At 46.1% G+C, this 13,198-nt stretch carries 11 protein-coding genes; 8 read left to right on the forward strand and 3 right to left on the reverse strand.

Annotated elements, in window-relative coordinates:
- Nucleotides 1-10: 10 nt before the first annotated feature.
- Nucleotides 11-1,705, forward strand: coding sequence for a RagB/SusD family nutrient uptake outer membrane protein (locus ABIO93_RS22160; RefSeq protein WP_348071725.1), 1,695 nt, complete (start codon nt 11-13; stop codon nt 1,703-1,705).
- A gap of 42 nt (nt 1,706-1,747) precedes the next feature.
- Here the strand turns inward: ABIO93_RS22160 and ABIO93_RS22165 are convergent, their stop codons facing one another.
- From ABIO93_RS22165 to ABIO93_RS22175, 3 genes are all read right to left on the reverse strand, one after another.
- Nucleotides 1,748-2,038 (reverse strand): helix-turn-helix transcriptional regulator, encoded by a 291-nt coding sequence (locus ABIO93_RS22165; protein ID WP_348071727.1) that lies wholly within the window; start codon nt 2,036-2,038, stop codon nt 1,748-1,750.
- Complete coding sequence (locus ABIO93_RS22170) at nt 2,016-2,384, reverse strand: type II toxin-antitoxin system RelE/ParE family toxin (RefSeq protein ID WP_348071729.1); 369 nt, start codon at nt 2,382-2,384, stop codon at nt 2,016-2,018. Before ABIO93_RS22170 ends, ABIO93_RS22165 begins: the two co-directional genes overlap by 23 nt.
- A 143-nt stretch (nt 2,385-2,527) precedes the next feature.
- Nucleotides 2,528-3,568 (reverse strand): LacI family DNA-binding transcriptional regulator, encoded by a 1,041-nt coding sequence (locus ABIO93_RS22175; RefSeq protein WP_348071731.1) that lies wholly within the window; start codon nt 3,566-3,568, stop codon nt 2,528-2,530.
- Nucleotides 3,569-3,694: 126 nt separating this feature from the next.
- On the opposite strand from ABIO93_RS22175, the gene iolB reads away from it, so the two are divergent.
- The 7 genes from iolB (at nt 3,695) to iolD (ending at nt 13,188) form a co-directional block, all read left to right on the forward strand.
- Entirely contained in the window at nt 3,695-4,561 is an 867-nt protein-coding gene (iolB, locus tag ABIO93_RS22180; protein ID WP_348071733.1) for a 5-deoxy-glucuronate isomerase, read from the forward strand.
- A gap of 170 nt (nt 4,562-4,731) precedes the next feature.
- Nucleotides 4,732-5,739, forward strand: a complete 1,008-nt coding sequence (gene iolC / locus ABIO93_RS22185) for a 5-dehydro-2-deoxygluconokinase (RefSeq protein WP_348071735.1) — start codon at nt 4,732-4,734, stop codon at nt 5,737-5,739.
- A gap of 73 nt (nt 5,740-5,812) precedes the next feature.
- A complete protein-coding gene (locus tag ABIO93_RS22190; protein ID WP_348071737.1) occupies nt 5,813-7,279 on the forward strand; it encodes a CoA-acylating methylmalonate-semialdehyde dehydrogenase in 1,467 nt (488 codons plus the stop codon).
- Between the two features lie 153 nt (nt 7,280-7,432).
- Nucleotides 7,433-8,461 (forward strand): inositol 2-dehydrogenase, encoded by a 1,029-nt coding sequence (gene iolG / locus ABIO93_RS22195; protein WP_348071739.1) that lies wholly within the window; start codon nt 7,433-7,435, stop codon nt 8,459-8,461.
- Between the two features lie 257 nt (nt 8,462-8,718).
- Nucleotides 8,719-10,332, forward strand: a complete 1,614-nt coding sequence (locus ABIO93_RS22200) for a sodium/sugar symporter (protein WP_348071741.1) — start codon at nt 8,719-8,721, stop codon at nt 10,330-10,332.
- 14 nt (nt 10,333-10,346) lie between these two features.
- Nucleotides 10,347-11,297 carry a class II fructose-bisphosphate aldolase gene (locus tag ABIO93_RS22205; RefSeq protein ID WP_348071743.1) on the forward strand — a complete coding sequence of 317 codons (951 nt, stop codon included), beginning with the start codon at nt 10,347-10,349 and terminating at the stop codon, nt 11,295-11,297.
- Between the two features lie 25 nt (nt 11,298-11,322).
- Nucleotides 11,323-13,188, forward strand: coding sequence for a 3D-(3,5/4)-trihydroxycyclohexane-1,2-dione acylhydrolase (decyclizing) (gene iolD, locus ABIO93_RS22210; protein WP_348071745.1), 1,866 nt, complete (start codon nt 11,323-11,325; stop codon nt 13,186-13,188).
- The last annotated feature ends 10 nt before the right edge of the window (nt 13,189-13,198 follow it).

A 13,198-nucleotide genomic window follows, 5' to 3' on the forward strand; every position in this document is an offset into this window, starting at 1 on the left:
TATTTAAAACATGAAAAAGAAATTATCACTCATATTTACGGTCGCCAGCTTACTATTTTTAGCGCCAGGCTGTACCGATCTTGAAGAGCAGGTTTTAGACGAAACGCTTAAAGCCAACCTGGCCCCGGAAGAGGCTGCAAACGGCCTTATAGCACCCGTTTACGCGCTGCTTCCGAACTTGTTCCAGCATACTACCTATTTTGCTCTTAACGAAATTTCGACCGACGAAGCAATCCTGCCGTATCGTGGCGGAACAGACTGGGGCGACAACGGAATCTATCTCGCTTTGCATCAGCACAATACGACCAGTACAGATCCTAATGTGAACAGCACGTGGGGCACATTGACGCAAGCCATTTCAAGGTCGATCACAGCGATTAGCGGATTGAAAACTTCCACTGCAACAACAGCAGCGCTTTATGGCGCGGAAGCAAGGGGAATGAGAGCATATTACAACCTGGTCATGCTCGACATGTTCGGAATTGCATTTGTAAAAGACGATCCGAATGTCGCGTCTGTCATTATCCGTGGCGACGAAGCTGTGAAATACATTGAAAGCGAACTACTTGCGATTGAGCCTTTAGTACAACCAAAATCTGTCGTTGGACCTGGAAGATTGAACCAAGTTGCAGTATGGGGACTTCTGGCGCGCTTGTATTTGAATGCACCTGTGTACCGCAACATTTATTCGCCTACATTCACCTTTCCTGCTGCAGATATGGACAAGGTGATCCTGTACACGGATAAGATCATTGCTTCCGGCCAGGCCAAATTATCAGCGGATTACTTCGCAATCTTTGGAAACCAAAATCACACGAATTCAGAACTGATCTTTGCGGTTGACCAGCGGGCGGATCTGAACGGGCATAACCGTTTGGCTTACTTTTCTATTTCCGGCGACCAGTTCCCGCTAGCCGCATTCCCGGCAGCAAACGGAACCGACGGACCAGCCATCACTTCTGATTTTTACCAGACTTGGGTGCAGGCTTATGGCGCGGTTGATCCAAAACGTGATCCACGTTTTTATAAGGAAAATATGTCTGTTTATTCCAATCAGGCCGATACTTGTATTAATGACGCCGATTATAAAATCAACCGTGGAATACTGAGAGGTCAGCAATATGGCGCTTTGCGTGTAAACGGGGCATTTGTAAGATGTCCTGATGGTAAGCTCAAAGTGGGAAAGCTGGGTTATGTAACGCGTAACAAAGCGAGTCTGGCGGTAAATTTCTCCGAGCTGATCGATTTCACAACAGCTGGCAGCAATTATAACACAGGCTACCGTGTAGAAAAGTACGAGTTTGGCAGTGAATCCAACACAGGACGGAACAAGGGAGACGCGGATATCGTGATCCTACGCCTTGCGGACATTTATATGATGCGTGCCGAAGCCAAATTGCGCAAAAGCAATGATGCGGCAAGCGCATTAGCGGACGTCAATCTGGTAAGAGCGTCCAGAACAGCCACCATACCTCCACCTGCATTAACGGCCATGGATCTGGATCTGCTTTTCCGTGAAAGAGGATTTGAGTTTTACTGGGAAATGGTACGCAGGACCGATATGATCCGGTTCGGCAAATATGAAGGTAAATGGACCGAAAAGACCAATTCCGACGTCAAGAAAAGGATCTTCCCGATTCCACAAACTGCTATCGACGGTGCCTCGAATGTGCCGGGGTATTTGGTGCAGAATGATGGGTATTGATCTATTTGTGTCCTTAACCCAGGGCCTCAGCCCTGGGTTAATCTAAAATTCTAGTTGTATTGTCACTTTCCCTCCAAGTCCCTTCTCCACAATTTCATAAAGTGTTTTCAGAGTCAAATTGCTTCCATCATTTTCAACTCTCGAAATATATTCCCTTTTTTTATTGACGATCTCACCCAACTGTGCCTGCGTGAGCGCCTTATCTTCACGGGCTTGTCTTAGAAGCAATCCAATTTTGAAGCTTTCTGTTTCTCTTTCCAAATTGTCTCTTCTTTCGGTACCAATTTTACCGTAGACATTGTCTTTTATTTCATCCCACGTCGTGATGTCCATCGTTCATGTGTTTAGTGCTGAAATACTCTTTCATTAACCTCAAAGCCTTTTCAATTTCCTTGCCTGGTGTTTTTTCAGTTTTCTTCTGAAAACCATTCAAAAGAATCACAAGCTTATTGTCGTCAAAAAAGCAAAACACCCTCCAAATGTTCGAACCTAGCGTAATTCGGGCTTCGTACAGTCCTTTAGTCCCTTCAATGAACTTTAAATAACTAGCTGGAATTCGTTGTAACGTTTCAATGGCCAGAATAATCTTGAAAATCTTATTCTGGATTTTAACTGGTTGTTGATCTACGAATTCGTTAAAATAATGCTTGTAAGCGATAACCTTTCTAATTTCCGTCACGATAAAGGTAACTTAAAAGTTACTATGACGCAATAGCGCATCATTTATCAGACGTTGTCCTCAACTAATGGTCACAACCTATTCAGGAAAAAAAATCATTTTTTTTGAAAGGCAAATCATACCCCTCCTACTAACCCTGGATTTCAAGCCTGGGGTGTCCGCAACGAAGACTCCCTGATAATCAGCTCCGAAGGCAGCACGATACTCTCGTGCAGAAAATCTCCGGAAGCATTCACCTGGTTCAAGAATAGCCGCGAAGCCTCCATACCGATTTTTCGTCCGGGCCTGCTGACCGTGGTTAGTGAGGGAAAAGTGTATGCTGAGATCGGTGAGTTATCGAAGCCTACCAAACCTACATCTTGTGGAATTCTCAGCCCTTTATCTTTCACAACGCGCATTGCACCGATCGCTACCTGGTCATTGACCCCGAAGATGGCATCAGGAGGAGAAGCTAGTTCGAGCAACCGTTTCGTCGGTACAATGGCGCTTTCCACTTTAAAATTGGTGTTAATAATCAGCTCTTCCCGAACTGACATATTATATTTTTTCAGACAATCAATGTAACCTTTCAACCGCTGCTCAGAAACTGTGAGACCATTGGGGCCTTTTAAATGTGCAATTTGCTTGTACCCGATCGTGATCAGATGCTCCACCGCTGCGAATGCCCCATGATAGTCATCCACGGTGGCGCGACTCGTCTCAAAGTCCTCATATTCACGGTCTATAAAAATTAATGGTGTCTTCCGCTGGATCACACTTTCCAAATGTTCGTAATATCCCGAGTCATAAGTCTCCTGCGAAACAGATAAGAATATACCTTCCGTCCTATTCGACAAGAGCTTGGACAGATACTCTTTCTCTAACAGGTAATTCTCATTCGTCACGCAGATATTGAGCGTGTAACCCATCGGCTGCAATACTGTGTGAAGACCTTCAATCACCGCAGTTTCGTAGTAATTGCTAATAGTCGGTACTACTACTCCCAGCGATGCCGTTTTCTTATTTAATAAACTCAAAGACACCTCATTTCGCTGATAACCCACCTCTTTTGCGTATTCCTGGATGTTTTTCCGGGTATCTTCATTGATGGCAGGATGATCGTTGAGCGCCCTGGATACGGTGGAAGGAGAGCAGCGAAAACGACGGGCAATGTCTTTAATGGTAACAGGTCGGGAGGAATTCATTTGTTGAATTATAGCAATTATTTTTTTGAAATTTTTTCAAACGTTTGCATTCAATATAAACATATTTACATTTTGTGTTTAATTTATACAACACTATCATTGTGCAAATGTAATTGAATTACCACAATGAGCGACCTGCTAATCAAACCCAAACCTGACAATAAAACCTACCATTCACTCACCAGTGAACAAGCGGGCTGGACATATTTGAACTTCGAAGCTAAAATACTGGAAGTTGATGAACAAATTTTGGGCAACACGGGAGAATATGAGTACTGCATTGTTTTATTGAGCGGAAATTTTAAAGTTGAAGCTGCGGGACAAACCTGGGAAACCAAAAATGGCCGTAAAAACGTATTCAGCGGCATTGGCCACGCCATGTACTTATCCAGAAACACAGCTTTCACGCTTATAGCACAGTCTCCCGGAACAGATATCGCCATTTGCTGGGTAGCTTCCGATGAAGACCATCCGCCACGCATGAAACGTCCCGAGGAAGCTGCTATCGAGTACCGTGGAGGGGATAATGCCAACCGCCAGATTAACAGTTTGCTCGAACCGGGTTTTGACTGTCACAAAATCGTTTGCGTGGAAGTGTACACGCCGTCAGGCAATTGGAGTTCCTTTCCCGCCCATAAGCACGATGATCGTAAGGTAGCTGCTGACGGCACACTCATTGAGGCTAATCTGGAAGAAATTTACTTCTACAAAATTGACAAACCACAAGGCTACGCCATTCAGCAGGTTTACACCGAAGACAGATCGCTCGACGAAATCGTAAGAGTTAAAAACAACGAAGCCGTACTGGTTCCAAAAGGATACCACCCCGTAGTGGCAGGACATGGTTACAATGTTTACTATCTCAATTTCCTGGCAGGCAGCGACCAATCGCTGGCCAATACCTCCGACCCTGACCACGACTGGATATATGGTTCCTGGAAAGGTTCAGATCCGAGGTTACCGATTGTGACGGCGGAGATGAATGGCTTTTAGCTTTTAGCTTTTAGCTTTTAGCTTTTAGCTTTTAGCTTTTAGCTTTTAGCCGATAATGGTTAACCTACGGCTATGGTTCCAAAATGTCAGGTAAAATATTGAATTAAAAAAAGCTAACAGCTAAAAGCTCAGCACTAACAGCTAGAAACCACCAAACCAGCTCCCAAAGCATGAAAAAATACGACCTACTGACCCTTGGCCGCTCGTCTATTGACCTTTACTCGGCCAACGTTGGTAGCCCTTTTGAAAAAATTGAAGCTTTTAATGCATTTGTTGGCGGATGTCCGTTGAACATTGCGACCGGCAGCCGTCGCCTGGGATTGGAAACTGCCATACTAACCGGTATTGGTAACGATCAGGTTGGGAATTTCATCAAACATTTCCTCGATCAGGAAGGGATCATCACCCAATGGGTGCCTACCATTGATGGAACGCGCAGCTCGGCGGTTGTACTGGGTATTGAGCCGCCTGACCGTTTTCCATTGGTTTATTACCGTGAAAATTGTGCGGACATTAACCTCAATATTGACCACGTCTCAGCCATACCGTTTCAGGATTTCCGGGCAGCAGCGTTTTCTGGAACTGCATTCAGCAAAGATCCCAGCCGTACTGCGATGTTCTATGCGTTGGAACTGGCGAAAAAGAATAATGTGATCCGATTGCTGGACATTGATTTCCGCGCCGATCAATGGTTTGATCCACGTGCTTTCGGTGTAACGATTCGCGCTGCTTTGAGCAGCTTCAATATCGTGGTTGGCACCGAAGAAGAAATCCTGGCAACATTCCTGACCGACAAAGAGCAGTTGCTCATCAAACATCAGCAGATATCAGCTCCCGAGATCAGGGGTAACATTGACAATGCTATTCAGGAAATCCTTACTTCCGGTGTTGAAACACTGGTCGTTAAAAGAGGAAAAGATGGCGCTTCTATTTTCCAGCCCGGCAAAGAAGAAGTGAAAGTACCAGGCTTCCCGGTTGAAGTACTGAATGTTTTAGGCGCCGGAGATGCCTTTTGCGCAGGATTTTCGTACGGGCTGCTTAGCGGCTGGGACCTTTACAAGAGTGTACGCATGGGCAATGCTTGCGGGGCCATTATCGTCACGCGGGAAGGTTGCGCGAATTTTATGCCAACGAATGAAGAAGTTACAGAGTTCGTCGCAAGTTACGGCGGTCTTTAAGACTTGTTAAGTCTTGAAGACGGGGACGCCTAGACTTGCCAAGTCTCTTTTACCAGTCTCAATTTCAAATAAAATGGAAAAATTACAGAATTACATCAATGGTCAATGGGTTGACAGCCATGCCGATCATTTCGTAAATGTGCTGAACCCTGCCACGCAGGAAGTATTAGCATTGGTGCCTTATGGAAATGAAAAGGACGTGGAAGATGCCGCAGACGCAGCATCCAAGGGCTTTCTCGAATGGAGAAGCACTCCTGTTTCCAAAAGGGTTCAATATTTATTTAAGCTAAAAACTTTGTTGGAGGATAACCTGGACGATATCGCGAAAACCATCGTGCTCGAATCAGGAAAGACGTTTCTCGAAGCCAAGGCTGAGATGATACGTGCCATTGAGAATGTGGAAAATGCCTGCGGGACACCATCATTGATCCAGGGAGAGTTTTCGGAAGATATCGCCAAAGGCATCGACGAGTACATGATCCGTCAGCCGTTGGGTGTTTGTGCCTGCATTGCACCGTTCAATTTTCCGGGTATGATCACATTCTGGTTTTTGCCTTATGCATTGGCCTGCGGCAACAGTTACATTATCAAACCCTCCGAAAAAGTACCACTTACCATGACTAAAATCGTGGGACTGATGCATCAGCTGGACCTTCCAAAAGGCGTGCTGAATCTGGTACAAGGCGCCCGTGAGGTGGTTGACGCTATCCTGGAACATCAGGACATTAAAGGCGTCAGTTTCGTAGGCTCATCCAATGTTGCCCGTTATGTATATTCCAAAGGCTCGGCATATGGAAAACGCATTCAAGCTCAGGGCGGGGCCAAAAACCCCGTCATTGTATTGCCCGACGCGGATATTGATATGACTTCTCAAATCGTCATCGACAGCGTATATGGTTGTGCGGGGCAGCGTTGCCTGGCCGCTTCTACGATCATTACCGTTGGCGAGCACAAGGAAATCACCGAAAGTCTGGTGGAATCTGTGAAAGGCAGAAAAACCGGTTTTGGCCTGGATGGCGACGTACAAATGGGGCCTGTGATTACACCAGAAAGTAAAAACCGCGTTCAAAGCCTGATCAATCAAGGTGTGAGTGAAGGAGGACGTTTGCTGGTTGACGGACGGAACCCTGACGTGGGTGGTTATGAGCAAGGTAACTTCATTGGCCCGACGATCATTGAAGACATTCCACTGGATGGCGAGCTTGCTACTACCGAAATTTTTGGACCGGTGCTAAGCCTTGTACATATTAATACCATCGACGAAGCGATCCAGTTTATCAACTCCGGAAGGTATGGTAACATGGCGTGCATTTTTACAAGCAGCGGTCTGAATGCGCGGAAATTCCGCCATGAAGCAGAGGCTGGAAACATTGGTATCAACATTGGGGTCGCTGCCCCTGTTGCTCAGTTCCCATTCTCAGGCTGGAAAGATAGTTTCTACGGCGATCTTCACGGTCAGGGCAAACACGCCATTGAATTCTTCACGCAAACCAAGGTGGTGATTGAGCGCTGGTTGAAGGAGTGGAATAGGAAGTTTTAATGGCTTTTGGCTATTAGCGGTTAGCTTTTAGCTGATCCGCAAACTCCTTTTCTCATCATCAATATTATTAAAGAGATTTAAAAAACACAAAAAGCTAATAGCTAAAAGCTAACCGTTAATAGCTAATAGCTAAACAAAACCATCCCCAATCAAATGACAAAGAAACTTAAAACCGGTGTGATTGGACTGGGCCGCATTGGCCAGATCCACCTTAGCAATCTGGTACATCACATGCCGGATGCAGAGGTCATCATTGCTTCCGATCTTTCCGAAGCGTCCCATGCTTTTGCGCATAAATTGGGTGTTCCTCATGTGACGACTGACGCTTACGACGTGATCAACCACCCGGATGTGGAAGCTGTAATTATCTGTTCCCCTACCCCATTCCACGTTCCATACACGGTCGCGGCAGCTGAGCAGAAAAAGCATATCTTCTGCGAAAAGCCTCTTGACGTAACGTTGGAAGCCATTCAAGCCGCTGAAAGGGCAGTGAATGATAATCATGTTAAATTAATGCTGGGCTTTAACCGCCGCTTTGATGCCAATTTCAGCAATGTTCGCAGCTTAGTAGAAGCCAACAAAATCGGCGATCCCCATATCCTGCGCATTACCAGCCGCGACCCGGCACCCCCGCCTGTCGAGTACCTGAAAATATCGGGCGGTATTTTCCTGGACATGTCCATTCACGATTTCGATATGGCGCGTTACATTGTTGGTAGTGAGGTGAAAGAGGTTTTTGTAAAAGGTGATGCCCTCATTCATCCCGAGATCAAGGAATTTGGTGATATAGACACTGCCGTGATCGTGCTGACATTTGAAAACGGTGCAATCGGCGTGATCGATAATAGTCGCAAGGCAGTGTATGGTTATGACCAGCGTCTTGAAATTTTCGGTTCAAAAGGAATGGCCAAAGCAGAGAACAACACTTCTGATACACTGGTACATTTCGATAGCAATGGTGGTCACATTTCCCTGCCCCTGCATTTCTTTTTGGAAAGATATGAAACTGCCTATCGCGTTTGTCTCAAATCATTCATTGATTGCGTGTTGAATGATACACCTTCGCCGGTTGACGCACATGATGGGCTAATGGCTACCGCTATCGGTATTGCGGCAATGAAATCACTGACGGAAGGCAGAAGCGTGAAAATGGACGAAGTTTTGCAGTATGCGGTGGTTTAAGGCGACTTAGGAGTTTTTAAGAATTGTAGATTAATGGTCAGGAAGTGGTCATTTGTAGTCATTACTAGTCATAAGGTTGTGGTAGTTAAAAATGTTACGAAAGTTTATATGTTTGAGACTAATTCGATTTCTCATTCAATTGAAAGACTCAACGCACCTGACTACAAATGACCATTCATGACAAAAAATGACCATTCATGACAAATAGAACCTTGCCAAAAAACTTTTCATTACTAATCAACTAACCCTTCATTCGAATGTCCAATACCGGTTTGCAATCGCTGGATTATATTGTATTCTTTATTTATTTAATAGGCGTTTCTGCTTATGGTTATTGGATTTACAAGAAAAAAAGCGCCAAGGAAGTAAGCTCTACAGATTACTTTTTGGCAGAAGGTTCGTTGACATTTTGGGCGATAGGAGCTTCCATTATTGCTTCCAATATCTCGGCCGAGCACTTTATCGGGATGTCGGGTTCTGGATTTGCAATAGGGCTCGCCATTTCTTCTTACGAATGGATGGCAGCTGCTTCGCTGATTGTTGTCGCATTGTTTATTCTGCCGGTTTATCTCAAAAACAAGATTTACACCATGCCGCAATTTCTCAGGCAGCGGTATAGCCCCACGGTAGCAACAATTATGGCCGTTTTCTGGCTGCTATTGTATGTTTTTGTCAACTTAACCTCGATTTTGTACTTGGGTGCATTGGCTCTGGAAGTGACGGCAGGCATTAATTTCAATTACGCTATCATCGGGCTTGGCCTTTTTGCTGTGGTTATTACGATTGGCGGGATGAAGGTGATCGGATATACGGATGTCGTGCAGGTGATCGTACTGGTTGCGGGCGGTTTGGTGACTACTTATCTTGCATTGGACCTGGTTTCTACGCATTTCAATAAGCCTGGTATTTTCAATGCGTTGGGCTTGCTGCGCGATCAGGCGGATACGCATTTTCACATGATCCTGCCAAAGGAGAGTCCATTTTATAAGGACCTGCCAGGTTTGTCGGTGATCATTGGTGCGATGTGGATTAACAATCTGGCCTATTTTGGTTGTAATCAATACATTATCCAGCGAAGCCTGGGCGCTGATTTGCCGACTGCCCGTAAAGGAATTTTGTTCGCGGCTTTGTTGAAATTGCTGATACCGATCATTGTAGTTATACCGGGCATTGCCGCCTTTGTCTTGTACCAAAACGGAATGTTCCAACAGGAAATGCTGGACGCAGCCGGGGTAGTCAAACCCGATCACGCCTATCCGGTATTGCTCAATCTTTTGCCCGCTGGCTTAAAAGGAATGGCATTTGCGGCACTCACAGCAGCCATTGTAGCCTCGCTCGCCGGAAAAGCAAACAGTATTTCGACGATTTTCACGCTCGATATTTACAAGCAATACATTGCACCTCACGCCAGTGAAAAGCAGCTCGTCCGCGTGGGCAGGTACACGATATATGTAGCAATGGGCATAGGTGTGATCATTGCGCCGCAGCTGCGTGTGCTCGATCAGGCGTACCAGTTCATTCAGGAATACAGCAGTTTTATCACGCCAGGTGTATTTGCAATTTTCATTCTGGGTATGTTCTGGAAAAGGACTACCTCCGCTGCGGCACTTACAGCTGCATTGCTTACCATTCCATTATCCATGGCCGGTAAGTTCATGGCTCCCGAAGTTCCTTTCCTGGACCGGATGGGTATCATTTTCGTGGTCCTTTGCGCAGTCATCGTGGTGATGACCTTGGCTGACCCAAAAAGCAAGCAAAACCCCAAAGGCCTCGAAATCGATCGCTCGATGTTCCAGCCGGGAAGAAGTTTTGTGGTGGGTTCCATCATGATCTGCGGCGTCATTGCTGCTCTTTATACGGTATTTTGGTAGCTAACACTCAACAAATGCTTCTTACAACCAAACAACTCTTTCAGAAATGCTACGGCCGATATGCTATTCCGGCGGTGAATGTGTTTTTTATGGAAGAAATACATGGGTTATTTGCTGCTGCTCAGGAGGCGAATGCGCCTTTTATCGTGCAGACAACCCCTTTTGCGCGGGATTATGCTAATCCTGACATGCTACTCTCCATGATCGCCGCCGCGGCGCGGATTTATCCCCAAGTGACTTTTGCCATCCACATGGATCACGGATACGAAGCCCACATCTTCGAAGCCATTGAAACAGGCGGATACACCTCGGTCATGATTGACGCCTCGCACGATGATTTTGAAAAAAATGTGGCTAGAACCCGGGAAGTAGTAACCAGGGCGCATGCGAAAAACATGAGTGTGGAAGCAGAATTGGGAGTATTAGCCGGAGTAGAAGATGATCTGACTGTGGATGCAGCCCATTCATTTTACACCAATCCACAACAAGTTGAAGATTTCGTAAAAGCCACCAATTGCGACAGTCTGGCGATTGCCGTCGGGACCAGTCACGGGGCTTACAAGTTCTCGGGAGGACAGGGATTACAGTTTCACATTCTCGAAGAAATTCAGAAACGCCTGCCTGGATTTCCTCTGGTACTGCACGGGGGCTCCAATGTGATTCCGGAAGTAGTGGAAAGAATTAATGCGGCGGGAGGAAATTTAAAGACAGACGCGAAAGGTGTTCAGGAGGATGAAATACGAAAAGCCATTCCACTGGGTGTTTGCAAAATCAACATTGCTACCGATACCCGATTACTTTGGACAATGGTGAACCGCGAGTTTTTCAGGGACAAGCCTGACGAATTCGCTCCTACCACGCCGGGGAAGATCTTTATGGAAGAATACAAAAAATTTATGCTAAAAAAATTCGATCTATTCGGATGTACCAATAAAGCAGGCGATTTCAGCCTGGTCGATGCCTGATCGTTTCATGCAAAATCAGAACACAATGACAAGACGACTCACCGTAGCACAGGCTACCATAACATTTTTAAAAAATCAGTTCATTGAACGCGATGGCGTTGAGCAGCCCTATTTTAGTGGTTGTTTTGGTATATTCGGGCATGGTAATGTCGCTGGTCTGGGCCAGGCATTGCAGGAAAACCCGGATTTTCGCTATTATCAATGTCGCAATGAGCAGTCGATGGTGCATACCGCGGTGGCTTATGCCAAAGTTAAAAACCGGCTGGGCGCATTTGTCTGCACGACGTCCATTGGCCCGGGCGCTACCAATATGATTACCGGTGCTGCATTGGCTACGATCAACAGGCTGCCCGTTTTGCTGCTACCCGGCGATATTTTCGCAACGCGTGAACCTAACCCGGTTTTGCAGCAACTTGAAAGCGCTTCTACGCAGGACATTTCTGTGAATGATTGTTTTAAACCGGTTTCCAAGTACTGGGACCGTATTAACCGCCCGGAGCAGCTCATTTACTCCTTGCCGGAAGTCATGCGCGTACTGACCTCACAGGCAGAAATGGGCGCGGTCACATTGTCTATGCCGCAGGATGTACAAACGCATGCTTATGATTTCCCAGAGTCATTATTTCAAAAAAAAGTATGGCATATCGGAAGGCCGAGACCTGATTTGACAACGCTTCAAAAGGCAGCTGAATGGATCAAAGCCGCTAAAAACCCGGTAATAGTCGCTGGTGGCGGGGCCATTTACAGTGACGCCAGCGAAGTACTGCACGATTTTGCGACTAAAACTGGCATTCCGGTTGGTGAAACATTTGCAGGAAAAGGAGCAGTTCGGTATGACGCACCTTATAGCGTCGGTGGACTTGGCGCTACCGGTACGAAATACGCTATTGAGATAGCCAATGAAGCCGACGTCGTGATCGGGATTGGGACGCGATACAGTGATTTTACGACGGCTTCCAAATCTATTTTCAAAAATCCTGCTGTGAAATTTGTCAATATTAACATCAGCGAATTTGATGCATTCAAACATGCTGCACTGCCCGTTATCGGCGATGCGAAAGTAATTCTTGAAGAACTTGGCGACTTGCTTGGAGATTATCAGGTAGCTCAGGATTACCGGGAAAAAATCGCCGGGATGAACAAAGCCTGGGACGATGAGGTGACTCAGATCTATGCCGAAGGAAACAGTACCGTCCCTCCGATCGATCAGGCGGTGGTGATCGGGACCCTGAATTCATTTATGGACGATAGGGACATCATGATCAATGCATCGGGAAGCGCACCGGGTGATTTGCATAAATTATGGCGTGCGACTGATCCCAAAAACTTTCATTTGGAATACGGTTTCTCCTGTATGGGCTATGAAATCGCGGCAGGATTGGGTGCTAAAATGGCCGATCCGACCCGCGAAATATATGTGATATGCGGCGACGGCGGCTATCTGATGAACAATCACGAGATTGTGACGTCCATTCAGGAAGGTGTGAAATTTACGATCCTGCTTTTGAATAATAATGGTTACGCTAGTATTGGGGGACTTTCTGAAAGTATTGGTAGTGAGCGATTTGGAACTATGTACAAATACCGGGACGAAAATTCCGGGCAGTTGTCCGGTGGCTTTTTACCTGTTGATCTGGCCAAAAACGCGGAAAGCCTTGGCGCTATCGTGATCAAAGCGACAGACCGGAAATCACTGGAAGAGGCGTTGGCCCAATCGAAAACCAGCGAACGCACGACTGTTATTTACATTGAAACAAGCCTGTACCGCACCGTGAAAGGATACCACGCGTGGTGGGAAGTCCCGATTGCCGAAGTTTCCACGTCACCGATCGTGCAAAAGGCTTTTGAAACCTATAAAGAAAATAAGAAAACACAACGGATATTTTTGTAAAAGGAAATTG

It is taken from the genome of Dyadobacter sp. (assembly GCF_039919315.1).
In the GTDB taxonomy this organism is placed as follows: domain Bacteria; phylum Bacteroidota; class Bacteroidia; order Cytophagales; family Spirosomataceae; genus Dyadobacter.